We start from the raw sequence: 24,037 nt of genomic DNA, 5'->3' as shown, positions 1-24,037 counted from the left end.
CTGTCGTGTATTTGTGGGCCGCCAGGCCCGTAAATACACGGTCCAGGACCTACCGCCCCGCAGGTCCCGCCCCCGGCGCCAAGGCCCCACCCGGCGCCACAGAACGGCCCGCACCGCTGCCCCGCCCCCGGCGCCAACGTCCCACCGACGCCCCGGACGGCCCGCACCGCGAACTGTGGCCGAACGGTCCCGGAACACCCCCCGCCCCGTAACGGACGGGACCAGGTACAACCCTTGCTCCCGGTGTGCTGTCTGTTCACGTGACGGCAGGGCACCGGGCGCCCTGCCGCAACCCCCGCCGTTCCTCGCCCGTCCCGTCTGTTCTGACGTTGAGGAGCACAGTGCGCACCATCCACTCGATGACCGCTGTAGCGACATCGTTCATCCTGCTCAGCGGCGCCGGCATCATGGCCGCCCTGCCCGCCTCGGCCACGGTTCCCACAGCACCCGCCGGACCCGCACCCGCCGCCCCCGCAGCCGCGGGTCCGGCCCACGGCGACTTCAACGGCGACGGCTACCTTGACCTGGTGGTCGCCGCTCCGGACGCGACCGTGGGCGGCAGCGACTCCGCCGGGTACGTATCCGTGCTGTACGGCTCATCGAGCGGCGTCAACACCGCCAAGCGGACGGTGATCAACCAGAGTTCGGCCGGGGTTCCGGGCACGCCCGAGACCGGGGACGCGTTCGGCGAGTCCGTCGCCTCGGGCGACTTCGACGGGGACGGCTACGCGGACCTCGCGGTCGGCTCGCCCGGCGAGGACGTCGGCGAAGCGTCGAACACGGGCGGCGCGACCGTGCTGTGGGGTTCGCCGACCGGGGTCTCGGGCAACGGCAGCACCTGGCTGCAGGGGTCGACGCCGACGGCGGACGACGCGTACGGGATCGGGGCGGCCGGATCCGACATCGACGGCAACGGTTCCACCGAGCTGACCGTGCTCACCAAGAGCGGCCTGGAGCTGTACTCCTTCGCCGGCGGCAGACCCGGCGCGCGCAGCGCGGGCCGTACGGCCGACCAGTCGGCCAAGGGCGCCCAGGCCCCGTCCGAGCTCTCCGCCGAGGACGGCTTCGTACCGACCGGTCCGACCACGGGCGACTACAACAAGGACGGCAAGGCCGACCTCGTCATCCTGGGCACCAAGCCGGACCTGGAGAAGGTCGTCGGCTGGTCCGTCTATCTGCGGGGCAGCGACGAAGGGCTGCTGCCCGGAGCTGAGTTCGAGGGCGGCACGACCGGCACGTCGAGCGGCCTGACCACGACCGGTTCCTGGACGTTCAACGGCGTGTCGCTGAACGCGCCGTACGCGGGGGCGCGCCTGGGGTCGACGATCGGCCAGTAGACGACGCGGCGCGCGGGACACGCCGCCGCCTGGGCCGGCGCTTCCCCGGGGCCGGCCCTCGCCCACCCGCCCGGGACCCTGCGGAAAACCCCCCGGGGTTCCCCTAAGGGATGTCACAGCTCGGCCGCAAAGGCGGCCCTCTTCCCACCGGCCCGTCACCTGGTCTCCGCCGACCAGGTACTTTCGAATACGTGGCTGGATTCAGGATCGGACGTGGACGGGACTCCCGTGCCCCGCAACAGGGGCAGCAAGGGCAACAGCGCGGGCAGCAAGGCGGCCGCCCGCGTGAACCGCGGCAGGCGCCGCCGCCGTACGGGCAGCAGGCGCCGTACGGCGGGCCGCCCACGCCTCCGCAGGGGCAGCAGGGGGGCCAGCAGTGGCCCCAGCCCCCCGCGTACGGCGGTCCGGGCCCGCAGGGCGGGCACGGCGGCCGGGGCGGGCACGGCGGCGCGCAGGGGGGCCAGGGCGGCCACGGCGAGCCCGAGTACTTCGGCGGCGGCGGCCAGGACCCGTACTACGGCCAGGGCGGCCAGGGACCCGCGCCCGACGCGTTCAACAACAGCGCGGGCCACACCCAGGCGTTCAGCATCAACGAGGCCGACGCCTACGGCGGTCCGGGCGGTCCTGGCGACCCGTACGGCCCCGGCCAGGGCGACGGCTCGTACGACGGCGGCGACGCCGACACCTACCGCGCCGGCCAGAGCGCCGCGCCGCCCGCCGGTCCCCGGCTGCACTGGAAGCAGTTGCTGCGCGGCATCGTGCTGCGCCCGGGACCGACCTTCTGGCAGATGCGGGACTACCCCGTGTGGGGCGTCGCGCTCACGGTCACCTTCATCTACGGCCTGCTCGCCGTCTTCGGCTTCGACAAGGCCCGCGAGGACGTGCTCAACGCCACGCTGTCCAACAGCATCCCGTGGGTGATCAGCTCCGGCGTCGCCCTCGTCATCAGCGCGCTGATCCTGGGCGCGGTGACGCACACCCTCGCCCGGCAGCTCGGCGGCGACGGCTCCTGGCAGCCGACCATCGGGCTCTCGATGCTGATCATGTCGCTCACCGACGCGCCGCGCCTGCTGTTCGCGATGTTCCTGGGCGGCGACAGCACCTTCGTACAGGCCCTGGGCTGGGCCACCTGGGTCGCGGCCGGCGCGCTGTTCACCTCGATGGTCAGCAAGTCGCACGACCTGCCGTGGCCCAAGGCGCTGGGGGCGTCGGCGATCCAACTGCTCGCGCTGCTCTCGGTCATCAAGCTCGGCACGCTGTAAGGCGCGGTACGCGGTAGCCAACCGGCAGACATCCGGCTGACATCCGGCAGACGGAAGAGGGCCCCACCGAGGAGATCAATCCCGGTGGGGCCCTCCTGCGTGTGCCGCTCACGTGTGCGGCTCACGTGTGCGGCTCACGTGTGCCACTTACGTGTGCCGCTTACGTGTGCCGCTTACGTGTGCCGCACACGTGTGGCTGCCTACGCGAATCGCTGACTCGCCGATCCGTCGCACTTCTGCAACCGCAGCATGTCCTTCGCGCCGCCCAGGGACAGGCACAGTCCCTGCGCCGCCGCCGGACGGATCGTGCCGCTCGTCCGGGTGAACTGCTGGTTGGCCGCCCCCGAACAGTTCCACAGCACCAGCGCCGCGCCCGCGTCGTACTTCGCGCCGGGTACGTCCAGGCAGCGGTCGTGGGTCAACTCGACGTGCAGCGACTTCTGCTGCGCGTCGTACCACCAGCCCTGGTTGCGCTGACCGGCGCCGCAGTCCCAGCCGCCGACCTTGGAGCCGTTACGGGACTTGGCCTCCAGCACGTCCACGCAGCTCGACGTGGCCTCGTCCTTCAGCGGGCGGTAGACGTCGTCCCACGCCAGGTCGTAGAGCTTCGGCGTTCCGGTGCTCGCCGGGTCGGCGCAGGAGCCCTCCCGGCCGGAGGACGCGTACATCTGCGTCAGGCAGGACGCGAAGGCCCCGTGGCCGCGGACGTTGGGGTGGAAGGACTGCCGAACGGAGTTGGCGTCCGGCGGGAACGGGTTCGAGAGATCGACGTAGAGGCCGCGCGCCCAGGCGTCCTCCATGCACACCTCGTGCCCCTGGAACAGCCGTGAGTTGTCCAGGTAGACGGCGCTGGTCTGCTGCGCGATCTTGCGCATCCCGCGCTCGAACGCCGGGACGGCGGTGTTCCGCCCCCACGCCGAGTCGGAGGTGTAGCCGGTGCAGCCGCCGGGGATCTTGCCCGGGAAATTCGGGTTGTCCTCGATGTCCGGACCGATCGGGCTCGGGTAGCCCATCACGACCAGCTTGTAGTCGCCGTCGGCGTACCCCGCGCCGCTCATCACCGTCTTCAGGTCCCGTACGGTCTGCTCGATCTTGGGCACCAGAGCGTCCACCCGCGCCTGCCAGCCGGGCTGGTACTTCGGCTCGCAGGTGCCCTGGAGCAACAGCCAGCGGGTGACGCAGTCGGTCATCACCGGCCCGAACTGAAGGTCGTCGTTGGCCCCTGCGACCAGCACGACCATCTTGAGCCGGGTGTTCCTGGCCTTGATCGCGAGGTTGTCGCTCTGCACCAGCTCATCGGCGTACTGCTTGCTGCCGCCGATCTTGATGTTCCCGGAGTACGCGCCCGAGCACGAGACGTTGTACGTCACGTCGGCGGCGATGCCGGTGCGGTGGATGGCGGAGTCGGGCGAGCGGTGACACCAGTTGTCCGGGCCGTTCGTACCCGGCTCGTAGGTGCCGACGCCCTCACCCGAGATCTCGCTGTCCCCGAGCGAGATGAGCGACGTCTTGCGCTGCTCGACGGGCCGCTGGGCCGGGTCGCCGTAGAGCTTGGTGGCCTCGGCCGCCCGGATCTGTTCCAACTCCGGCGGCAACGGCGCGACCGCCGCCGCCCTGTCCGCCCCGCTGCCGGCCGCCGTGGCCGGCGCCGCGGTCAGCGCACCGCCGCCGACCACGACCGCGAACGACGCCACGACAGCGAGTGCTCGCAATGATCTGTGCCTCGCACGCACCACTGGGTCTCCCCTCTCGGCTCCCTCTGGGAACTGTTACCGCCGGTTTCTACTCGCTGGTAGTCACAGGGGGAACAGAGGGAACAGGAAAAGGCTCCTGGAGCGCGTAATTGGCCGAAACCGTTCAAACGCGGGGGAGGGGGTGATGGTGGTGCGGGGGATGGTTCGGGGCGGGGGATGGGTTCGGAGCGGGGGGATGGTTCGGAGCGGCCCGTGGCGCTTCCCGATCCCCTCAGGCCCCCAGGCCCCTCAAGCCCCTCAGGCGTCGAGAACTTGACCCTCACGCCGGACGACCGGCGGTTCGACGCTCCACGGGAAGTTGATCCACTGCTCGGTGCGCTTCCAGACGTACTCGCACTTGACCAGCGAAGCCGACTTCTCGTAGATGACCGCGGACCGGACCTCGGCCGCGTGGCCCTCGCAGAAGTCGTAGACAAGCTTGAGCGTCTTGCCGGTGTCCGCCACGTCGTCGGCCACCAGAATCCGCTGGGAGGCGAAGTCCACCACGTTGGGCAGCGGCGGCAGCATGACGGGCAGATCGAGGGTCTTGCCGACCCCCTCGTAGAACTCCACGTTCATGACGTGCAGATTCTTGACGTCCAGGGCGTAGCCCAGCCCACCGGCGACGAACAGCCCGCCGCGCGCGATGGACAGGATGATGTCCGGCTCGTAGCCGTCATCGGCGACCGTCTGGGCCAGCTCCCGGACGGCCTGCCCGAAGAGCGGGTACGTCAGATTCTCGCGCTCGTCACTCACGGTTGCCACTCACTGTTGCCACTCACTGTTGCCTCGAACCGTCCTCGGACTCGGACTCAGACCTGCGTGCTCAGACCTGCGTGCGGTGAAAATTCAGGAACGAGCGCGAGGGCGTCGGCCCGCGCTGCCCCTGGTAGCGGGAGCCGTGCTTCGCGGAGCCGTACGGGTGCTCGACGGGCGAGGTCAGCCGGAACATGCACAGCTGGCCGATCTTCATCCCGGGCCACAGCTTGATGGGCAGCGTCGCGACGTTCGACAGTTCGAGCGTCACATGCCCGGAGAAGCCGGGGTCGATGAAGCCGGCCGTGGAGTGCGTCAGCAGCCCGAGCCGGCCGAGCGAGCTCTTGCCCTCAAGGCGCGAGGCGACATCGGCGGGCAGGGTGATGACCTCGTACGTCGAGGCGAGCACGAACTCACCGGGGTGCAGGATGAACGCCTCGTCCCCGTCCGGCTCCACCAGGCGTGTGAGGTCGGCCTGCTCCTCCGCGGGGTCGATGTGCGGGTAGCGGTGATTCTCGAACACCCGGAAGAAGCGGTCGAGCCGCACATCGATGCTCGATGGCTGGACCATCGACTCGTCGTAGGGATCGATCCTGACCCGTCCGGCGTCGATCTCGGCCCGGAGGTCTTTGTCAGAGAGAAGCACCGTCGCAGGGTACGCGGACGACACCGGCCCGGCCCAATCGGACCGGACCGGCGCGTTTCGGCGCTGCTTGACGGGAGCTCGCTTCTCAGCTGCGCGCTCGGCCCGTTCAGGCGTTTTGGCTCTGCTTGACCGAAGCGCGTTACTCGGCGGCCCGTTCAGGCGCTCAGTACGGACCGGCTACCGCTTCTCGACCCCGACCGGCACCGCATGCCGCAACCGGGCGCAGCGCGGACAGCGCAACAGCCGCCCGGGCCCGAGCCGACCCGTCCCGAGGTTCTGCATCGGGAACGAAGCGGTGCTGAACACGTGCCCTCCAGCACAACGAACGACTGTGGGCTGCATCAAGTACCTTTCCCCGGATCCATGGACAACAAAAGCCACATTAGGGGATGAACAGGAACCCGCCCACACGGCACTCCGCACCCCGCACGCTACGCCTCAACTCCCGGCGGCCCACGGCCGCATCACCGCCCCCAGCAGCAACAAAACCCCACGACAAATGCGCCGGGGGTCATGGGTGGGGTACAGTATGCGACGATGCGACGCTCTCAAACGGGCCCGCCTCGCGAGTGTAGTTTAATGGTAGAACATGAGCTTCCCAAGCTCAGAGCGCGGGTTCGATTCCCGTCACTCGCTCCACATCAAAGGCCCAGGTCATAGACCCGGGCCTTCTTTGTCGTCTAGACCTCTTCACCCCTGTCGTGCCCTCCGCGTGCCCCAACTGCCGCGAATGCCCTGCCCAAAGGGCCTACACCGCACCACATGGACCACGCGACCAGGCTGTCGTCTCAGATCGCGAGACGTCTTCCGGGTGGTCTGCGTCACACATCGGCACGAGTTCGTGGGTTTGCCACCTAAAAGGCCCCGGAATCCTAGCCCAGACGCCAGGGAACAAGTAACCCGCCAGTAGCTTCAGGGGGTGCGCGTCTGCCGTTTCCCGTAGCCAGACACCTTCATTGAGCTGACTGGGTGAAAGCCCGGAAGGCCGACGACAAAGGGCGGGTGTGCGACAGGAATGGTCGCCGGAAGACGTGGTGACGTCCTGGACGCTGGTGGATGGCGACTGGGACTTGGTGGCGAACAAGACCGGTCCGATCCGCCTCGGCTTCTGCCTGATGCTCAAGTTCTTCGAGATCGAGGCCCGGTTCCCCGAGTTCGTCGAGGAGTTCCCACAGCCCGCCGTGGAGTACGTGGCCGGGCTGGTGAAGGTACCGGTGGCCGAGTTGGCAAAGTACGACCTGGCGGGCGCCAAGCGGCACCTCAACGACGTGCGCAAGCTCGGGCTGCCCGACGGGCTGTTCGCGGACTGCTCGGAGAAGCTGGCCGCCTGGCGAGCGCGGGCGATCAAGCTGTACCCCTCGGACTTCCGCGACACGGCGGAGGGATGTACGGATCACCCTGCTCACGGTCCTGCGTCCGTCCCGGCAGGCGGAGATCACCGACGCCCTGGTCGAGCTGCTGGTCGCCCTGGTCCACAAGATCAACGCCCGCGCCGAGCGACGGGTGGAGAAGCAGCTCACCGCCGAATTGAAGAAGGTCCGCGGCAAGGAGGGCACCCTCTCCAAGCTGGCGACTGCCGCCGTCGACAAGCCCGACGAGGTCGTACGCCGGGCCCTGGTCCCGGTGGTCAGGGAGAAGACACTCAAGGATCTGGTGGCAGATGCTGCCGCCGCCGCTGAACACGCTGGACTTCACCCTGCAACAACACCGCTTACCGGCCGTTGATGGACGCGCTGAAGCTGCTGAAGAAGTAAGCCGACGTCGACGGCAAGACCCGCTTCTACGACACCACGGACGTCGTGCCGATGGACGGGGTGGTGTGCAAGGACTGGCGTGAGGCGGTCGTCGACGACAGGGGTCGCCGTCACCCTCGTCGCGCACGAGCACAAGCGGCTCGGCCGCGGCATCGAACTCGCCTTGCTCGCTGAGGAGTTGAAGGCGAGCGGATGTCGGGCTGGAGTTCCTCACCGGGGAGCTGAAGGGCTCGCATGACCCTTCCGGGATCGTGTTCGCCGTGCTCGCGGCTATGTCCGGCATAGAGCGCGAGTACATTCGCGACCGCACCCTCGAAGGCCACGAGAGTGCGCGGAAGCGCGGCAAGACCATCGGCGGTGCCGGGGTCACCGACGACGGCATGCTGTCCATGGCCCTCCACCTGCGCGATCAGGAGATGAGCCTGCGCGACATCGCCAAGCGCCGCGTCATCACCACAGGCATGAGGAAGGGCCAGCATCCCTCACGGCCACGGTCATGCGGATGCTGCGCGAGCACGGCGAACGGACAGCAGGAGAAGTGAAGCCCGCCGTCGGCGGTCCGGCAGCCACGGCTCCGTAGCGTTCAATCCCGCAACGTTACTGACGGGCCCCCGATGCCTGATGTCGATCTGCCGGCACGAGAAGCGTTCTGGCGCCAGATGTGCGTTGACCTGCAAGGTTCTCGGAGATCGGAGTTCGTGAACTCGCTGCTCGGCCTGTTGCTCACGAACGAGGTTCAGCCGGCCCGGCAGGTCAGGTCCTTGCCCGGGAGCCTGCCCGTGGCCAGGTAGGCCATGGCACTCGTGTCCGCGCAGGGATTGTTGCCGTTGACGATGTGCCCCTCCCCGCCGGCGACGGTGACCATCCGGGAGCCGTGCAGTGCCCGGTGCATGGCCCGGCCTCCGGCCAGGGGCGTCAGGGGGTCCCACTCGTTTTGCACGATGAGCGCGGGGACCTTGTTGTTCACCGCCGTTCTGGGCTCGCTGCCCGGCTTCCAGAAGGCACACGGCTTGATGTTGGCGTCGAAATCGCCGGACAGCGGATACCGGGTCCTGTCGCGGATCGCGTCGTGGCGGTACTGCTGCGGATCGCTCGGCCATGACGCCCGGGTGTCGGCGCACAGCACGGCCCAGGCGCTCGCGTCATTGTTGTCCGGGGGAACGTCGCGGGCGGACGCCGGAGGGACGGGGCCCGGTGCCTGCCCGGAGGTCTTGGGCTTCTTGCCGTCGGCCGTCTCCTTCAGTCCGGCGACCCAGGCGGCGGCCTTCTGGATGCGGGCGAACACGGCGCGCTGAGCGCGGATGCCGTCACCGGTCAACAGCGCCCCGCGGTCCTCGATGGGGGTGCGGTCGGCTCTGGCGACGAGGTCCCAGAAGGTCTTGCGGACCGCGGCCGGTGTGCGGCCCAGGCCGTACGCCGTGTGCCGCCGGGCCGTCCACTGGGTCCACCGTGTGAAGGCGGGCTCGGCCCTCTTGGCCATCGCGGTGAACATGCCGCGCCCGTAGCCCGCGGGGTCGGCCGCGCTGTCCAGCACGAACCGGTCGGTCCGCCGGGGGAACAACTGCGTGTAGACGGCTCCGAGATAGGTGCCGTAGGACATCCCCAGGTACGAGATCTTCTTCTCGCCCAGCGCGGCGCGGATCGCGTCCATGTCGCGCGCGGTGTTGCGGGTGGTGAGGTGGCGCAGTGTGCCGCCCGCCGCAGCCTGGCACTTGGCGGCCACGGTACGGGCCCGCTCCACATCCCTCGCGAAGGTCCTGGCCTTGTACGGGCGTTCGGTGTCCCGGTCGTCGTCGGTCAGCCCGCAGCTGACGGGAGAGCTGTGCCCGACGCCCCTGGGGTCGAACCCGATGAGGTCGTACTGCCTCCTCACCTTCCGCGAGAGGCGCAGTGCCGGGTCCACGGGCATGCCCAGGCCGGGTCCGCCGGGTCCGCCGGGGTTGAGCAGCAGAACTCCGCGCCGCTCCTTCGCGCTGCCCGCCTTGATCCGGGATATTGCGATGTCGATCGTCCTGCCGCCGGGATCGCTGTAATCCAGCGGCACTTGGAGAGTCGCGCACTGAAAGGAGGCGGGGCTGCCCGCATCGCACCGCTGCCATCGGGGCTTGTGCTGCGCTGCGGTGGGCTCGGATGCGCTGAAGGCCGTTTCGGGAATCGACACCGAAAGAAGAGCCGCCGCGGCACCGGAAGCCAGCACAGACGCTATTCGTGAGTTCCGCATCAGGATCAATTCCCCGTGAGTTGCTGGCGGACGCACTGCTTGTACTGCTGGAAACTGCCGGGCTGGTAGCACTCCTGCGTCTCGTTCGCGTACCAGACCATGAAGAAAGCAACCAGGACGGCCACCACGATCGCGACGGCCGACGCCACCACGCCGGTGATGGCCTTGCCCCGGCCGCTCCGTGTCGGACCGCTTCTCACCAGGGCGACGATGCCGAGGACCAGGCCGACGACGCCGAGCAGGCCGCCGAAGAAGAAGACCGAGGTGCCCAGGCCGGTGACGCCCAGCACCATGGCGGCTCCGGCCAGCCGGTTCTTGGGGCCCTGAGGGTGGGGGCGGTATGGGACCGTCCCACCGGTCCGGGCCGGTGCCGTGTTGTACGGCGACATCTGGGTCGCTTCCGTGTTCATCAGCCATCCTCCGGTCGAGTGCTCAGGGGGCTGATTCTGGTTTCGGGCGACGCGACCGCGCATCGCGGAAAGGTGGGAGGATTTCCTCCCCCGATCGGGGGAGGGCCCGGGCCGGCTGGCCGGTCATACTGGCCGAATCATGATCTGGGGAATCCGGCCGCTGCTGCGCGGCTCCACGTATACGGGTATGTTCTTCGCCTATTGCGGTGCTCTGGCGAGCATTCCGCTGCTGCCTTTCGCCATGCTGCCGACCCTGGTGTGGCCGTCCGCTCCCTATGGCGTGAAAGCCGTTCTGACTCTCCTGGTCTGGGCGGCGCTGATCGGTACGATCGGTCTGGCCCGCACCACGCGGCGGGCGCTGATCGCGTTCGCCCGCAGGCTGCTGGGGGTGCCGTTGCCGGACCCTGCGGCATCGGGCGGCGACCGCTGGCGGACTCCGCTGTGGCTGCTGCTGCACGTGACGCTGGGGTGGACGGGGGCACTGGCCAGTGGGGTGCCGCTGCTCATGGGGGTGACCCTTCCGTTCGGCTGGCTCCGTGGTGAGGCGGAGCTGAGTCTGTTCGGCTGGTCACTGCGGGCGGAGGGCGGCTGGCAGAACTGGCCGCTGGGGCCGTGCTGCCTGCTGCTGGCCGCGGTGGTGTGCGTGGTGGTGACAGGAGCCCTGCGCCGGCTGGCGCCCAGGCTGCTGGGGCCTTCGTCGGCCGAGCGGCTCGCGCTGGCGGCCGAGCGGGAACAGGCGCTGGCCGAACGCAACCGGCTGGCTCACGAGTTGCACGACTCGATCGGTCACACACTGACGGCGACCACGATCCAGGCGGCGGTGGCGAGCGAGGTGCTCGCCGCCGACCCGGCGACGGCGCGGGCCGCTCTGCGCAGCATCGAGGAGTCGTCCCGGGCCGCGCTGGAGGACCTGGACTACGTACTGGGTGTGCTGCGCGATCAGCGGGCGGAGACGGCACCGACCCGCACCCTGGCCGACCTGCCCGAGCTGGTCGACCGGCTGCGGCACGCGGGCGCGACGGTGGAGCCGGAACTGTCGGGCGACTGGGCGCAGGTGCAGGGGACGCTCTCCCGGGCGGCGTACCGGATCCTGCAGGAGGGCCTGACGAACGCGCTGCGGCACGGAGCGGGCGGTCCGATCGAGCTCCGCGTGGCGGCCACCCCGGACAGTCTTGAGCTGGGCGTGGTCAACAGGACCGGGCCGGGGACGAGCGCGGGCCCGGGCACCTTCCCGACGTCCGGGCACGGCATGCCCGGTCTCGCCGAACGCGTGCGGCTGCTGCACGGCGAGATCGAGGCGGGCCCGCAGGGGACACGGCACTGGCGCCTGGCGGTCCGCCTGCCGATACCGGCATCGGCATGACCGGCCCCGACACGAGCACGGCCGCCGATCCCGCAGACAACCCCATCACCCTCCTGATCGCGGACGACGACGAAGTGACCCGCAGCGGTCTGCGCATGCTGCTCGCGGCTCAACCGGGAATCGCAGTGGTCGGAGAAGCCGCCGACGGCATCGACGCGGTCGAACAGGCACGGCGACTGCGCCCGGACGTGGTCCTGATGGACGTACGCATGCCGCGCTGCAACGGCATCGAGGCCACCCGGCAACTCCTCGCCGACCCGGCCACCGCACCGCCGAAGGTCGTGGTGATCACCACCTTCGAGAACGACGACTACGTCACCGCGGCACTCAGCGCGGGCGCCGCCGGGTTCGTGCTCAAGCGACTCCCGGTCCGCCAGATCGCGGAGACGGTACGGGTGGTGGCGTCGGGAGAAGCGATCCTCTTCCCCTCAGCACTGCGCCGCATGGTCACCGCCCGCCCCCTGGACTCCGCCGAGGCGCTACCGAAAGCGGCACTGACGGACCGGGAGGAAGAAGTGCTGCGGAGCATGGCCACGGGCCTGTCCAACCCGGAGATCGCGAGGGCGCTCACGGTGAGCCTGGAGACGGTGAAGACCCACGTGGGAAACGTGCTGACCAAGCTCGGCGCACAGAACAGGACACACGCGGTGGTCATCGCCTACGAATCCGGCCTGGTAGTCCCTGTCAATCCCCCGGTTTCGTAGAGTCCTTCGTTATGTGGCCCGGGCCTCTTGCTGGCTTCGGGTGCGTGCTTCGGTGATGATCTGTTCGAACTCTTCGGGTGGCAGGCCGCCGGCTGCACTGTGCCTTCGTCGCGGGTTGTAGAACCCGGTGATCCACGTGGCGATCTTCAGCCGGGCCTCGGTACGGGTGGCGAAGGTTCGCCGGTGGATGTATTCGACCTTGATCGTCGAGTTGAACGACTCCGCGGCCGCGTTGTCCAGGGCGGACCCCACGCGCCCCATGGACTGCACCACGCCCAGGTGGTCACACAAGGAGTTGTACGCCTCCCTGGTGTATTCCGACCCGCGGTCGGAGTGGAAGATCACGCCGTCCACGTCGCCGCCCCGAGTGGCCGCCGCCATCTTCAACGACGCCCCGACCAGGGCCGCGTCATGATAGGCGCCCATCGCGTAGCCCAGCAGGCGGCGCGAGAACAGGTCCAGGACGGTGGCCAGGTAGAGCTTGCCCTCCCCGGTCTCGATCTCGGTCATGCCGCCCACCCACAACACGTCCGGCGCGATGGCATCGAACTTGCGATGTACCAGGTCAGGTGATGCGCGACGCTTGCCCTGCCGGGTCAGCGACCGGCGCTTGCGCGGCGGTTTGCGGCCCTGCAGCCCAGCTCCGCCATGACCTCCGCGACAGTGTTCACCGAGACCTGCCAGCCCTCGGCCCACAGGTCCAGGGTGATCCGCGGCGAGCCGTAGGTCTCGCCCGACTCGCGGAAGAAGTACGTGATCCTCTCCTCCAACCGCGTCTTCCTGACCTCGCGTTTCGTAGGCGCGGACGGACGGCGGCGCCATTTGTAGAACCACGCCTCGGACACGCCCAGCACCCGGCAGGCAACGGTGTGCGCAACACCGTGCTCGGTCCTCTGGTTCCCGATGAAGGCGACCAGCGCCTCCGGCTCGTTCTCGGTCACTTCACCCAGAGGACCATGCATCGCTTGAAGACATCACGCTCCATCTCAAGCTCCTTGATCCGCTTGGACTTCTCCGCGTCCTGGCGTCGCAGCCGTAGCAGCTCCTCCCGCTCGGCCTCACCCACCGTGCCGTCACCGCCGGCCCTGCGGGCCCGGGAGACCCAGCTCGCCAGCGTGGTCTCGTTGATCCCCATGTCCTTCGCGACCTGCGCGATCGGCTTCCCGGTCTCGGTGACGACCCGGACAGCCCCCTCACGGAACTCCGCATCGAACTTCCGCCGCTTCTCCGCCATGACTCTCAACTTCCCCTGCAATCACGGACTCAACGCTACGAGGGGAAGGACACCTGCGCGATTCCCCTCAGGGATCCCGTCTGGTCGTCGGGTGTGGCCAGTGGTCGGGTCAACCCGCGGCCTGTACGGCCGCGAGGATGGGCGCGTGGCCCTACGACGCCGGGGTACGAAAGGAGTCGACCGTCGCGTGCGGCGTCGGGCGGCGGGTGCCGGGCCGCCGGCGGAGCGGCGTCATCGACGCGGCCGCTGGCCCCCAGCCGCTGTCCCCCGGCCGCCGTTCCCCGCGCGTTGCTACGCCGTTGGTCCGCCGCCTGTCGGCCCGCCGCCCGTAGGTACGGAGGCAGCCCGCCGGCGGGAGGCCGCGAGAGCGAAGGCCGGGCCGATCGCCAGGAGGACGGCGAGCGCGGCGTACCCGTAGGTGAGCGTCGCCAGCGTGGCGACAGCGGCGACGAGCAACGGGCCTCCCGCGTCGCCGAGTTCCCGTCCGAGTTCGGCGGATCCCATGGTCTGGCCGAGTCGATCCTGGGGTGTGGAGGCCGCGAGGGCGGCGAAGCCGAGTGGGGTGATCAGGCCCGTACCCGCGCCGATCAGCGCCGCGGCGAGCAGGACGCCGGCCGGCCCCGGCAGCGTCGCGCAGGCGAGGCCGACGGCCGCGGTCAGCAGGCCGACGGCGATGCCGGTGCGCGCGGTGAGGCGTCCGGCGTCCAGGGCCCGCCCGGCCTTGGGCTGGACGATGGCCGCGCACAGGGCCAGTACCGAAACGGCCGCGCCGGTGGCCACCGCGCCCAGCCCGGCTGCCGCACCGGACACCGGCAGGAAGCCGACCCCGACGGAGAGCGCGGCGGTGGCGCCCGCGAGGGCCGCGGTCGGCCGCAGGAAGGCCGGGTCGGTCAGTCGCCGGGCCAGGTCCGCCACGGTCTGCCGGGTGCGCGGCAGCGGCGGTACGCGCGGTACGGCGAGCGCCGCCCAGATCGCGACGGCCGCGCCGAGCAGCGCCATCACCGTGAACAGCAACCGCAGTCCGCCGGCCCAGACCAGCACGCCGCCGAGCAGCGGGCCGAGCGTGTAGCCGATGGACTTGTAGAAGCCGTAGCTGCCGAACGCCCGCCCGTGCTTGGCCGCCGGGTTGAGCCGGGCGACCAGTGCCGAGGCCGACGGGGAGAACGCGGAGGCGGCGGCGCCCTGGCCCAGGCGGGCCGCCCAGAGCCAGCCGGGGCTGTCCGCGAGTACGTACAGGGCGGACGCCGCCGCGAAGGCGACCAGCCCGCCCAGCAGTACGGGGCGGGCGCCGACACGGTCCGCGAGGGTGCCGAAGACCGGCTTGAGCAGCACCTCCGCCCCGTCGTAGAGCGCGAGCAGCGCGCCCAGCATCAGCAGCGACGTGACGGTGTCCTCGGAGAACCCGCCGAGGTTGGCCGCGATGCCGTGGGCGCCGAAGGCGGTGGTGAAGGCGGCCGCGTACAGCGGCCACATCTGCCGGCCCGGCGCGGCCCGCGCGGCTGGCGCCGTCACCGGTCCTCCTCCGACGTCCCGTGCAGGGCGCGGAAAACCCGTTCCGCGTAGTCCTCACACGCCACCGTGCACTGCTTGAGCCGTTCCCCGGCCCGCGCCGCCTCCGGCGCGCCGAATACGTCCCGCGCCGTCAAGTCCCGGTGCCAGCGCCGCAGCCGCTCCAGGCTCTGCTCCTCTTCCTCCAGCTCGGCCAGCGTGAACTTCGCGATGCGGATCTCCTTGGCCAACTCGGCCTCGTACTTGCCGCAGTCGGAGAGGAATTCCGCCCAGTCCGCCTGCCGCGCCGCGGTGAACATCGCCTGGAACCGGGCCGCGTCATCAGGCCCCCGCCCGACCGCCTCCAGCACCACGGCCTCACCCCGCGCCCGTTCGGCCAGCTCGATGGCGCGCCGCACGCCGTGGGCGAAGACCGGCACATCCGGCACGGCCCAGATCCCCTGGCCCAGCGAGAGGGCGCCGACCTTGCGCAGCTCCCGCCAGACGGCCACTCGGTGCCTCGAAGGCTCGGCGGACAACTTGATCACGAGTACGAGCCAACGCACCTGATGTTCTTGGTCTGTCACAATGATGAATGTATCAGGTGTTACATGGATAGGTGTGCGAGGGAGGGCAGTGACCGCCCCCTCGCACACCACTTCGCCCCCGGAACCTCAGGACCGTCCCGCGAGCGAGCCCGTCAGCGCGGGCGCCAGCTTCGCGGCCTCGGCCGTGTCCTTGTGGTCGGCCGCCCCGCGCAGCTCGCGCAACTGCCCGGAGATCCGCTCGGCCTTGCCTGGTGCCGTGCTGTGTTCGACCCGCTCCCAGGTGAGTTCGAGGCTGGTGACGTCCCCGGCGACCGCGCCCTCGTCCTTGGCAGCGGCGTCCAGCTTCAACTGGCGCGCCCACAGGTCCATCCGGGCCGCCTCGACCGTCGCGAGCGGTTCGTAGCGCAGGTGCAGGTCGAGGTCGTTCTGGGCGACCCGCAGCGCGGCTCCGCGCGCCGTCCGCGCGTCGTGCGCCGCGACCGCCGCGGCGAGCGAGCCCAGATCGCGGTTCATCTGCCGCGTGAGGACCGGCGACACCCGGTCCGACGCCCGGTACGCGTCCCAGGCGGCGCGCAGCTTCCGCACCTCCGCCTGGCCCGTCGACTCGTCGTGTGCCGTGCGTACGGCGTCCGACAGGGCAGCCAGCCCGCTGGGCACCGGACCCGGCTTCGCGTCGGTGGGCACGGCCAGCGAGACCGCCTCCAGGTCACCGTTCGGCTCCCCGGTGGAGAACTCCCCGTACCCGGGGGCGAAGACCTTGTCCTCGCGAGAGCCGTCCATATGGAGCTCGTTCACCGTCACCGCGCCCTTGACCGGCCCGTACGGACCCGGGACGGTCTGCCCGACGGCCTTGACCGTGACCTCCTCGAATACGACCTCGGGCGCGTTCTCCGGCCGGTACACATCGCCGGCCTTCGGATGCGCGGGCATGATCATCGCGGCGGGTCCGGTCCTGCCCGCCTTCCAGGTGCCGTCGGTGTCGGCGACGACCCCGTCCGCGTAGTTGAAGACGTCCTCGCCGAGGTACCAGACGGAGCCGTCATCGGCCTGCGCGAACCAGTCGAGCGCGACCTCCTCGATCCGCCCGTCGGACAGTGCCGTGTACTGGAGGGTTCGCACCTTCACGCGTTCGCCGTTCAGGGCGATGGTCTTCTTGTCGGGCAGCAGGGTGAATTCGGTACGGAACGGCTTGCCGCCCACCTGGCCGCCGTAGATCACCTGCTGGACCCGCGAGCTGGGGTGGAGCGGGTTGGTGATGGACGTCGGGCGGGAGAAGGCCGGCTTGTCCAGGTCGACCCGGTCCTTCTTGGGCGCGAGCGGCATGCACTTGCCGGTTTTCTTGCCGGTGGCTTCGTTGACGATCTGTACGCAGCCCGTACTCTTCTTCGCGCTCTGCGAGCTGCTGCTGCCGCCGCTGCCGCATCCGGCGGTCGCGAGCGTCGCGGCCAACACCACCGCCACCGCTGCCGCGAGCGTTCTGCGGTCCGTGAGTGCTCTGCGATCCGCGAGTGTCCTGCGGTCCATGACGCACCTCCTCGTCTCGTATCCAGACCGTTCGTACCCAGACCGTGGCAGCAGGCCGCTGAACAGACCCTGAACGAAACTGAACCCGCGTTCAGCCGCGAGGCAGCCACACCTCGAAACGCGCCCCGCCCAGGGGGCTTTCGCCCACCGTGGCCGTACCGCCGTGCGCCGCCACCAACTCGGCGACGATCGCCAGCCCCAACCCGCTGCCGCCGCCCCCCTTCCCGGAACGGGCCCGCGCGTCGTCGAGCCGTACGAACCGCTCGAAGATCCGTTCCCGGTCGGCAGGCGGCACTCCGGGGCCGTCGTCCTCGACCAGAAGCACGGTCCGGCCGTCCTCCTCCCGGGTGAGTCCGAAAGCCACCCGCTCCCGCGCGTGCCGGGCCGCGTTGTCACCGAGGTTGCGCAGCACCCGGCGCAGACCCTGCGCGTCCGTCTGGAGCCGGGCGGCCGACACCCCCGCCGTACTGATCCGCAGGGCGGGCGCCGCGGCACGCAGCCGCCGCGCCTCGTCGAGCACCAGGTCGTCGAGGTCGACGGTCTGCCGGCGCGGCCGGAGCGCGTCCTCGTCGGCCCGCGCCAGCAGCAGCAGATCGTCGACGAGCCGCTGAATACGCAGATTTTCCGCCAGTACCGTCGCCGCCAGCTCCTCCTGGGTCGAGCGGCCGGGATGGGCGAGCGCGACCTCGGCATGCTGCCGGACGGAGGCCACGGGGGAACGCAGCTCGTGCGAGGCGTCCGAGATGAAGCGCCGCTGCGCCGTCTGGGCGCGCTCCAGACGGTCCAGCATGCGGTTCATGGTGACCGCGAGCCGTGCGATTTCGTCACGGCCCCGCGGCAGCGGCACCCGGCGTTGCAGCTCGGTCGCGGAGATCGCCTCGACCTCGGCGCGCATCGCGGCGACCGGCGCCAGCGCCCGCCCCACCGCCATCCAGGTGGCCGCCGCGGCCAGCAGAAGCAGCAGCGGCAGCCCCAGCAACAGCAGCCGGGTGACGATCCGCGTCGACTCGGCGACCGCGAGCAGCGCCCGCCCGACCAGTACGGTCTTCCGTCCGTCGGGCCCGTCGGCGGTAGCCGCCACCACCAGGAACTCGTCCTCGTCCAGCGGAGTGGTGACCCTGGCCTCGCCGTCCTTCTCCGGGCGCGCCAGGACGGGCAGCTCCTCGACGTTCCCGCTGCTCGCGAGCAGCGCGCCGTTGGCGTCCAGGACCTGGATGAACTGCTCGTCGCGCTCGGCGACGGCCAGCGAGGGCACCCCGCGCCCGGACTCGATGACGGCGGCCACCTGCTCGGCGCGGGCGCGGGCGGCCTGCCGTACGTCGTCGGTCAGCTCGGCCCGCAACAGCACGACCAGGGCCACCGCCCCGGCGAGCAGCCCCACCGCGACGACGAGGACGGCCGCCACCGTCGACCGGAACCTGACGCCCATGGCCGACCCCTTCGCCGGATCTCTCTTCTTGCCGGCCGCGTCTTCGCCGGCCCCGTCTCTGCCATCCCCGTCTCTGGCGCCCCTCTCGCTACCCCCCATCGGAGGCCAGCCGGTAGCCGCAGCCGCGCACGGTCTCGATCGCGGCCCGCCCGAAGGGCCGGTCGAGCTTGTTGCGCAGATGACGGACGTAGACCTCGACGATGTTCGAGTTGCCCTCGAAGTCGTCGTCCCAGACATGCGCGAGGATCTCCCGCTTGGACACGGTCTCGCCGCGCCTGCGCAGCAGGAACTCCAGCAACGCCAGTTCGCGGGCGGTCAGTTCGATCCGTGCACCGCCGCGCGAGACCTCCTGGGCCGCCGGATCGAGCCGCAGGTCACCGGCGGTGAGCGCGGCGGGCCGCTCGCGCGGGTCGCGGCGCAGCAGCGCCCGCAGCCGGGCCAGCAGCACGGCGTACGAGAAGGGCTTGGTCAGATAGTCGTCAGCACCGGTGTCCAGCCCCTCGACCTCGTCCCACTCACCCTCCTTCGCGGTGAGCATCAGGATCGGCGTCCAGTTGCCCTCGGCGCGCAGCGCAGCGCAGACCCGGTAGCCGTTCAGGCCCGGCAGCATGATGTCGAGCACGATGGCGTCGTACGGGTTCTCGCGCGCCCGCCACAGCCCGTCCGTGCCGTCGAGCGCGACGTCGACGGCGAAGCCCTCCGCCTCCAGACCGTTGCGCAGCCCTTCGGCGAAGCGCTCCTCGTCCTCGACGACCAGCACCCGCATGTCCTGATTGTGACGTGCGGCCGCTGAATGGGGGCTGAATGTGGGGGAGTGTCGGGGGGGTGGTGGTGTGGGGCCGTCCCCGGGGCGGGAGCGGGCCAGCCGGGCTCGGCCGTCCGGGGCGCGTGCGCGGTTCTTCCGGACAGACTCTGGGAATGCGACCAGCGACCGTCAAGTCGCCACCAAGCACGCCGGAGAACCACAGTTCACCCAGTGGCTGGTTACCCGTCTCTGCAACGATCTCCTCGATCTCTTCAGCCGTGAGCGCAGGGATGACGGACGCGCCTTCTTCGTCGCGGTCACACACGATGAATTCGCTCGGCTCCAAGCGGTCGACAAGCGCGGGCGAGTGGTCGCCACGATGAACTGGGTTCGTTCCGATGCCTCCCGCAGCCGCTCCACGATGAGCTCAAGGGCTTGAGGGTGCAGACCATGGTCGATCTCCTCAACACAGGTAAGCGCCGGCGGCTGCGGATCGTAAAACATGGCCAGCAAGCCCAGAAGACGCACCGTGCCGAATGAGGCGTCTGCCAACGGGGTGGTACGGCGTAGGCCCCGCTCGTGGAGCACGACAGCGAGCCGGTCGGCATAGCCCCCGACCTGTTCAAACTCAATGGCCTCCAGTTGCGGCAGTACGCGGCGTGCATCCTTCGTAAGAAGGTCCCAGCGCTCCTCGTCAGCACTGAGCTGGACCAGAAACGCGGCCAGGTTCTCTGCCTGCGGATCCAAGCCGCCGGCGAGAATGGAGCGGGAACGGGTGGGCCGCCGCGCGGCGGCAACGTTCACATCGAACACCCTGAACGAGGAGAGGCGTTCGGCGACTCGGGTGACCTCCTCGCCACCGTCTGAACGCCCCAGCCGGGGCAACGTCGACAACCCACTACTCAGTCGTTGGATACCAAAACTGCCGCCATCGGAGTCCCGGCCTGCTCTCTTGTCGACCACACGTGCTTTCCCGCCTGAAATCGTGATGCGTCGCCCTCTGCCCTGGGTGCGCTTGAACTGGAAACTCTCCTCGCGCGACAGGGTGTAGGACTCGCGGCTGTTCGGGAGGGAACGCCTGCGAATGGTCAGCGAGTACTCGTCCGGGGCCTGGAAGCTCGCATGAGTCGTCCAGGTGGCCTTGAGGTGGATCTTCATCGATGTCGGAGGCTTCGCACCACCCCAGAAGCCCACTTCGTCGAAACCACCGCGCTCATCGAGCGCGGGTTGGAGGTCGGTTCGGATGATCGCGGCGAGGAAGTCGAAGACGCCCAGGACGTTCGACTTGCCCACCCCATTAGGCCCCACAAGCACAGTGAGCGGGCCAAGGGGGATCGTCACGTCACGCAGACTGCGGAAGTTCTCGACGTGGAGTTCCAGGAGGCGGCCGGGCAGGGGATGAACCTATCGGGTGGGTGATCGCAGGGTAGGCAACCCGGCTAAGCGGGCCGGATCCGTCGGGGAGAAGATCTTGTGGTTACGGCAGCAGCACACTTCGGTCCAGTCAAGATCGCGATGTGCCTCCAGCGCTACCACGACGTCCCGATCAGCTCGTCCGGCGTGGGGCGTGGGGCGCAGTTGGAACAGCGTCCACCACAAGACCCCCCGGACCCAGTCCGCCACAGGACGGCAACCTTTCGGCGGTGGACTGGGCCCGGGGGCCTTTCGTGCATTTCGTGGAACTGCCGCGCGGGCCTGGTCGGTCGGCGTCGGTCGACGTCAGCCGCCGCGCGGATCGCATCAGGCGCGGAACTCGTCAGGCGTGGGTCTCGCCAGGCGAGGCACCCATCAGGCGAGAACCCGTCAGGCGAGGCTCGCGACGGCCGTGTTGAAGGTCGCCGACGGCCGCATGACGGCCGACGCCTTGGCCGCGTCGGGCTGGTAGTAGCCGCCGATGTCGGTCGGTGAGCCCTGGACCGCGATCAGTTCGTCGACGATGGTCCGCTCCTGCTCGGCCAGCGTCTTGGCGAGAGCCGTGAACGCCTCGGCCATCTGGGCGTCGTCCGTCTGCTTGGCCAGCTCCTGGGCCCAGTAGAGGGCCAGGTAGAAGTGGCTGCCGCGGTTGTCGATGCCGCCCAGCTTGCGGCTCGGCGACTTGTCCTCGTTGAGGAAGGTGCCGGTCGCGCGGTCGAGGGTGTCCGCGAGGACCTGGGCGCGCGGGTTGTCCGTGGTCTGCGCGAGGTGCTCGAAGCTGACCGCGAGTGCGAGGAACTCGCCCAGGCTGTCCCAGCGCAGGTAGTTCTCCTTGACCAGCTGCTGTACGTGCTTGGGCGCGGAGCCGCCGGCGCCGGTCTCGAAGAGGCCGCCGCCGTACATCAGCGGGACGACCGAGAGCATCTTGGCGCTGGTGCCCAGCTCCAGGATCGGGAACAGGTCGGTGAGGTAGTCGCGCAGCACATTGCCGGTGACCGAGATGGTGTTCTCGCCGCGGCGGATGCGCTCCAGGGAGAACGCGGTGGCCTCGGCCGGGGACATGATCTCGATCCGCAGGCCCTCGGTGTCGTGCTCCGGGAGGTACTGCTTGACCTTGGCGATGAGGTTCGTGTCGTGCGCGCGGCCCTCGTCCAGCCAGAACACGGCCGGGTCGCCGGTGGCGCGGGCGCGGGTGACGGCGAGCTTGACCCAGTCCTGGATCGGCAGGTCCTTGGTCTGGCACATCCGGAAGATGTCACCGGCGCCGACCGTCTGCTCCAGCACGGTGTTGCCCGCTCCGTCGAGGACCCGCACCGTGCCGGTGGTGGGGATCTCGAAGGTCTTGTCGTGGCTGCCGTACTCCTCGGCCTTCTGCGCCATGAGGCCGACGTTGGCGACCGAGCCCATGGTGGAGGGGTCGAAGGCGCCGTGCGCCCGGCAGTCGTCGAGGACGACCTGGTAGACGTCGGCGTAGCTGCTGTCGGGGATGACGGCGAGGGTGTCGGCCGCCTCGCCGTCCGGACCCCACATGCGGCCGGAGGTGCGGATCATGGCCGGCATCGAGGCGTCGACGATGACGTCGCTCGGGACGTGCAGGTTGGTGATGCCGCGGTCGGAGTCGACCATCGCCAGCTCCGGGCCCTCGGCCAGCTCGGCCTCGAAGGACGCCTTGATCGCCGGGCCCTCGGGCAGCGACTCCAGGCCCTTGAAGATGCCGCCGAGGCCGTCGTTCGGGCTCAGGCCGGCCGCGGCGAGCGTCTCGCCGTGCTCGGCGAAGGTCTTCGGGAAGAAGACGCGTACGACGTGGCCGAAGATGATCGGGTCGGAGACCTTCATCATCGTGGCCTTGAGGTGCACGGAGAACAGCACGCCCTCGGCCTTGGCCCGCGCGACCTGCGCCACCAGGAACTCGCGCAGCGCGGCGACCCGCATCACGGACGCGTCCACGACCTCGTTCTTGAGCACCGGCACCGACTCGCGCAGCACCGTCGTGCTGCCGTCGTCGCCGGTCAGCTCGATGCGCAGCGCGCCGTCCTCGGCCACGACCAGGGACTTCTCGGTCGAGCGGAAGTCGTTGGCGTCCATCTGCGCGACGTTGGTCTTCGAGTCGGCCGTCCAGGCGCCCATGCGGTGCGGGTGCGCCTTGGCGTAGTTCTTGACCGACGCGGGGGCGCGGCGGTCGGAGTTGCCCTCGCGCAGCACCGGGTTGACGGCGCTGCCCTGGACCTTGTCGTACCGCCCGCGGACGTCCCGCTCCTCGTCGGTCTTCGGGTCGTCCGGGTAGGCCGGCAGCGCGTAGCCCTTCTGCTGGAGCTCCGCGATCGCCGCCTTGAGCTGCGGGATGGACGCCGAGACGTTCGGCAGCTTGACGATGTTGGCCGCGGGGTCCTTGGCCAGCTTGCCCAGCTCGGCGAGGTCGTCGTCGATGCGCTGCCCCTCCTCCAGACGGTCGGGGAAGCTCGCGATGATGCGCCCGGCCAGGGAGATGTCGCGCGTCTCCACACTGACGCCCGCTGTCGAGGCGTACGCCTGGACGACAGGCAGGAACGAATACGTCGCCAAGGCCGGGGCCTCGTCGGTGTGCGTGTAAATGATGGTCGAGGTCGAGTCAGTCACCGATACTCCGCTTCACGTCTCACGTCTAGAACTATCTCAAGCGTCTAGAACTATCTCGATATCAAGCTATCTCGGGATCGCCCCTTCCCGACAGCAGCCCCTGCGTACGGCCACAGGGGCGGCGGTCCGCCGGGCGCCGAGCCGCCGGGCGAGCTCCCCCTCCGGACGCCTGGCCGCCGCCACGATCCGTAAGGCCGTCGCCCGCCTTGAGCACCGCACGTTCGGCAGGCTGCCCGCCCAGGCGATCGCCGGGCTTCGCGTCTCGCGGCGACACCTCGGAGCGGGCCCTCCTGATCCGCGCGCGCCCGTACTCGCATCCCCAGTCGCACCGAATCTCTAATATTCATCTCAGATGAATGTTAGAGTCCGCTCATGAGGCTCAACAAGTCGACGGACCTCGCCCTGCGGGTCGTCATGTCCCTCACCGTCACCGGCGAGGAGCCGTCGACGATCCGGAAGATCGCCGACGCGATGCGGGTGCCCTACTCGCACCTGACGAAGGTCGTGGCCCATTTGCAGCACCTCGGCCTGGTGGAGACGCGCCGGGGCCGCGGCGGCGGACTGGCCATCACCGCGGCGGGCCGGCGCGCGTCGGTCGGCGGCCTGATGCGGCGACTGGAGGGGGACGGCGAGGTCGTGGACTGCGAGGGGGCCACGCCCTGCCCCCTGAACACGGCCTGCCGACTGCGCGGAGCGCTGCGCCAGGCACAGGAGGCCTTCTACGCCTCGCTGGACCCGCTCACCGTCGAAGACCTGACCAGGTCACCGACGGGGCCGGTCCTGATCGGCCTGATCGGCAGAGGCGCCTGACCGCGCGGCCCCCGGGTCCACCACCCCCACCGCACCGCCCCCTT

General features: G+C 69.9%; 21 protein-coding genes, 1 tRNA gene and 3 pseudogenes. 10 read left to right on the top strand and 15 right to left on the bottom strand.

Features of this window, described 5'->3' with window-relative positions; genetic code table 11:
• The 3 genes and pseudogenes from QMK28_RS15000 to QMK28_RS14990 all read left to right on the top strand — a co-directional run.
• A pseudogene (locus tag QMK28_RS15000) lies at positions 1-212 on the top strand (hypothetical protein); the annotation flags it as partial.
• Positions 213-359: 147 nt separating this feature from the next.
• The gene (locus tag QMK28_RS14995; RefSeq protein WP_326438023.1) at positions 360-1,337 is read left to right on the top strand and encodes an FG-GAP repeat protein; all 978 of its coding nucleotides are present in this window, start codon (positions 360-362) and stop codon (positions 1,335-1,337) included.
• Positions 1,338-1,528: 191 nt separating this feature from the next.
• Complete coding sequence (locus tag QMK28_RS14990) at positions 1,529-2,599, top strand: Yip1 family protein (protein WP_443050731.1); 1,071 nt, start codon at positions 1,529-1,531, stop codon at positions 2,597-2,599.
• 200 nt (positions 2,600-2,799) lie between these two features.
• Here the strand turns inward: QMK28_RS14990 and QMK28_RS14985 are convergent, their stop codons facing one another.
• From QMK28_RS14985 to dcd, 3 genes are all read right to left on the bottom strand, one after another.
• Positions 2,800-4,335, bottom strand: a complete 1,536-nt coding sequence (locus QMK28_RS14985) for a ricin-type beta-trefoil lectin domain protein (RefSeq protein WP_443050730.1) — start codon at positions 4,333-4,335, stop codon at positions 2,800-2,802.
• Positions 4,336-4,590: 255 nt separating this feature from the next.
• Positions 4,591-5,088 (bottom strand): phosphoribosyltransferase, encoded by a 498-nt coding sequence (locus QMK28_RS14980; protein ID WP_326438017.1) that lies wholly within the window; start codon positions 5,086-5,088, stop codon positions 4,591-4,593.
• A gap of 70 nt (positions 5,089-5,158) precedes the next feature.
• Positions 5,159-5,734, bottom strand: coding sequence for a dCTP deaminase (gene dcd / locus QMK28_RS14975; protein WP_326438015.1), 576 nt, complete (start codon positions 5,732-5,734; stop codon positions 5,159-5,161).
• Between the two features lie 565 nt (positions 5,735-6,299).
• Between dcd and QMK28_RS14970 the strand changes: the two genes are divergently transcribed.
• From QMK28_RS14970 to QMK28_RS14955, 4 genes and pseudogenes are all read left to right on the top strand, one after another.
• A tRNA-Gly gene (locus QMK28_RS14970) sits at positions 6,300-6,373 on the top strand.
• A gap of 326 nt (positions 6,374-6,699) precedes the next feature.
• Positions 6,700-6,999 (top strand): annotated as a pseudogene (locus QMK28_RS14965) (DUF4158 domain-containing protein); the annotation flags it as partial.
• A 238-nt stretch (positions 7,000-7,237) separates the two neighbouring features.
• Positions 7,238-7,459, top strand: a complete 222-nt coding sequence (locus QMK28_RS14960) for a hypothetical protein (protein WP_326438013.1) — start codon at positions 7,238-7,240, stop codon at positions 7,457-7,459.
• Between the two features lie 229 nt (positions 7,460-7,688).
• On the top strand, positions 7,689-8,030 hold the full coding sequence (locus QMK28_RS14955; protein WP_326438027.1) for a hypothetical protein: 342 nt from the start codon (positions 7,689-7,691) through the stop codon (positions 8,028-8,030).
• A gap of 194 nt (positions 8,031-8,224) precedes the next feature.
• Here QMK28_RS14955 and QMK28_RS14950 read toward each other — a convergent pair whose 3' ends face one another.
• Together QMK28_RS14950 and QMK28_RS14945 are read right to left on the bottom strand one after the other, a co-directional pair.
• Positions 8,225-9,709 (bottom strand): alpha/beta hydrolase, encoded by a 1,485-nt coding sequence (locus tag QMK28_RS14950; RefSeq protein WP_443050729.1) that lies wholly within the window; start codon positions 9,707-9,709, stop codon positions 8,225-8,227.
• A gap of 5 nt (positions 9,710-9,714) precedes the next feature.
• Positions 9,715-10,119 (bottom strand): DUF4190 domain-containing protein, encoded by a 405-nt coding sequence (locus QMK28_RS14945; protein WP_326438009.1) that lies wholly within the window; start codon positions 10,117-10,119, stop codon positions 9,715-9,717.
• A gap of 139 nt (positions 10,120-10,258) precedes the next feature.
• On the opposite strand from QMK28_RS14945, the gene QMK28_RS14940 reads away from it, so the two are divergent.
• Positions 10,259-11,482 (top strand): sensor histidine kinase, encoded by a 1,224-nt coding sequence (locus QMK28_RS14940; RefSeq protein ID WP_326438007.1) that lies wholly within the window; start codon positions 10,259-10,261, stop codon positions 11,480-11,482.
• Positions 11,479-12,186, top strand: a complete 708-nt coding sequence (locus QMK28_RS14935) for a response regulator transcription factor (protein ID WP_326438005.1) — start codon at positions 11,479-11,481, stop codon at positions 12,184-12,186. Before QMK28_RS14940 ends, QMK28_RS14935 begins: the two co-directional genes overlap by 4 nt.
• Positions 12,187-12,195: 9 nt before the next feature.
• Here the strand turns inward: QMK28_RS14935 and QMK28_RS14930 are convergent, their stop codons facing one another.
• The 10 genes and pseudogenes from QMK28_RS14930 to QMK28_RS14885 form a co-directional block, all read right to left on the bottom strand.
• Complete coding sequence (locus QMK28_RS14930; protein WP_326438004.1) at positions 12,196-12,882, bottom strand: IS3 family transposase; 687 nt, start codon at positions 12,880-12,882, stop codon at positions 12,196-12,198.
• On the bottom strand, positions 12,783-13,127 hold the full coding sequence (locus QMK28_RS14925) for an IS3 family transposase (protein ID WP_326438002.1): 345 nt from the start codon (positions 13,125-13,127) through the stop codon (positions 12,783-12,785). Before QMK28_RS14925 ends, QMK28_RS14930 begins: the two co-directional genes overlap by 100 nt.
• Positions 13,124-13,420 carry a transposase gene (locus tag QMK28_RS14920; protein WP_326438000.1) on the bottom strand — a complete coding sequence of 99 codons (297 nt, stop codon included), beginning with the start codon at positions 13,418-13,420 and terminating at the stop codon, positions 13,124-13,126. The genes QMK28_RS14925 and QMK28_RS14920 overlap by 4 nt, the downstream gene beginning before the upstream one ends.
• Before the next feature lie 291 nt (positions 13,421-13,711).
• Positions 13,712-14,893 carry an MFS transporter gene (locus QMK28_RS14915; protein ID WP_326438025.1) on the bottom strand — a complete coding sequence of 394 codons (1,182 nt, stop codon included), beginning with the start codon at positions 14,891-14,893 and terminating at the stop codon, positions 13,712-13,714.
• A 35-nt stretch (positions 14,894-14,928) separates the two neighbouring features.
• Entirely contained in the window at positions 14,929-15,495 is a 567-nt protein-coding gene (locus QMK28_RS14910) for a Chromate resistance protein ChrB (RefSeq protein WP_326437998.1), read from the bottom strand.
• 87 nt (positions 15,496-15,582) lie between these two features.
• Positions 15,583-16,980, bottom strand: coding sequence for a hypothetical protein (locus QMK28_RS14905; RefSeq protein WP_326437996.1), 1,398 nt, complete (start codon positions 16,978-16,980; stop codon positions 15,583-15,585).
• Between the two features lie 91 nt (positions 16,981-17,071).
• Positions 17,072-18,409 (bottom strand): sensor histidine kinase, encoded by a 1,338-nt coding sequence (locus QMK28_RS14900; protein WP_326437994.1) that lies wholly within the window; start codon positions 18,407-18,409, stop codon positions 17,072-17,074.
• 88 nt (positions 18,410-18,497) lie between these two features.
• On the bottom strand, positions 18,498-19,175 hold the full coding sequence (locus QMK28_RS14895; RefSeq protein WP_326437992.1) for a response regulator transcription factor: 678 nt from the start codon (positions 19,173-19,175) through the stop codon (positions 18,498-18,500).
• A gap of 166 nt (positions 19,176-19,341) precedes the next feature.
• A pseudogene (locus QMK28_RS14890) lies at positions 19,342-20,549 on the bottom strand (AAA family ATPase); the annotation flags it as partial.
• Between the two features lie 408 nt (positions 20,550-20,957).
• The gene (locus QMK28_RS14885) at positions 20,958-23,183 is read right to left on the bottom strand and encodes an NADP-dependent isocitrate dehydrogenase (RefSeq protein ID WP_326437988.1); all 2,226 of its coding nucleotides are present in this window, start codon (positions 23,181-23,183) and stop codon (positions 20,958-20,960) included.
• Between the two features lie 372 nt (positions 23,184-23,555).
• Here QMK28_RS14885 and QMK28_RS14880 point away from each other — a divergent pair, with 372 nt between their 5' ends.
• Positions 23,556-23,993 carry an RrF2 family transcriptional regulator gene (locus QMK28_RS14880; RefSeq protein WP_326437986.1) on the top strand — a complete coding sequence of 146 codons (438 nt, stop codon included), beginning with the start codon at positions 23,556-23,558 and terminating at the stop codon, positions 23,991-23,993.
• Positions 23,994-24,037: the final 44 nt, after the last annotated feature.

It is taken from the genome of Streptomyces sp. H27-D2 (assembly GCF_035828615.1).
GTDB lineage: Bacteria > Actinomycetota > Actinomycetes > Streptomycetales > Streptomycetaceae > Streptomyces.
This window is presented reverse-complemented; position numbering and strand designations above follow the sequence as displayed.

Coding starts and splice junctions, on each gene's coding strand:
- QMK28_RS14995 (WP_326438023.1), top strand. CDS start 360: ATGACCGCTGTAGCGACATCGTTCATCCTGCTCAGCGGCGCCGGCATC.
- QMK28_RS14950 (WP_443050729.1), bottom strand. CDS start 9,709: ATGCGGAACTCACGAATAGCGTCTGTGCTGGCTTCCGGTGCCGCGGCG.
- QMK28_RS14945 (WP_326438009.1), bottom strand. CDS start 10,119: ATGAACACGGAAGCGACCCAGATGTCGCCGTACAACACGGCACCGGCC.
- QMK28_RS14940 (WP_326438007.1), top strand. CDS start 10,259: ATGATCTGGGGAATCCGGCCGCTGCTGCGCGGCTCCACGTATACGGGT.
- QMK28_RS14935 (WP_326438005.1), top strand. CDS start 11,479: ATGACCGGCCCCGACACGAGCACGGCCGCCGATCCCGCAGACAACCCC.
- QMK28_RS14920 (WP_326438000.1), bottom strand. CDS start 13,420: ATGGCGGAGAAGCGGCGGAAGTTCGATGCGGAGTTCCGTGAGGGGGCT.
- QMK28_RS14915 (WP_326438025.1), bottom strand. CDS start 14,893: ATGTGGCCGCTGTACGCGGCCGCCTTCACCACCGCCTTCGGCGCCCAC.
- QMK28_RS14905 (WP_326437996.1), bottom strand. CDS start 16,980: ATGGACCGCAGGACACTCGCGGATCGCAGAGCACTCACGGACCGCAGA.
- QMK28_RS14900 (WP_326437994.1), bottom strand. CDS start 18,409: ATGGGCGTCAGGTTCCGGTCGACGGTGGCGGCCGTCCTCGTCGTCGCG.
- QMK28_RS14895 (WP_326437992.1), bottom strand. CDS start 19,175: ATGCGGGTGCTGGTCGTCGAGGACGAGGAGCGCTTCGCCGAAGGGCTG.
- QMK28_RS14880 (WP_326437986.1), top strand. CDS start 23,556: ATGAGGCTCAACAAGTCGACGGACCTCGCCCTGCGGGTCGTCATGTCC.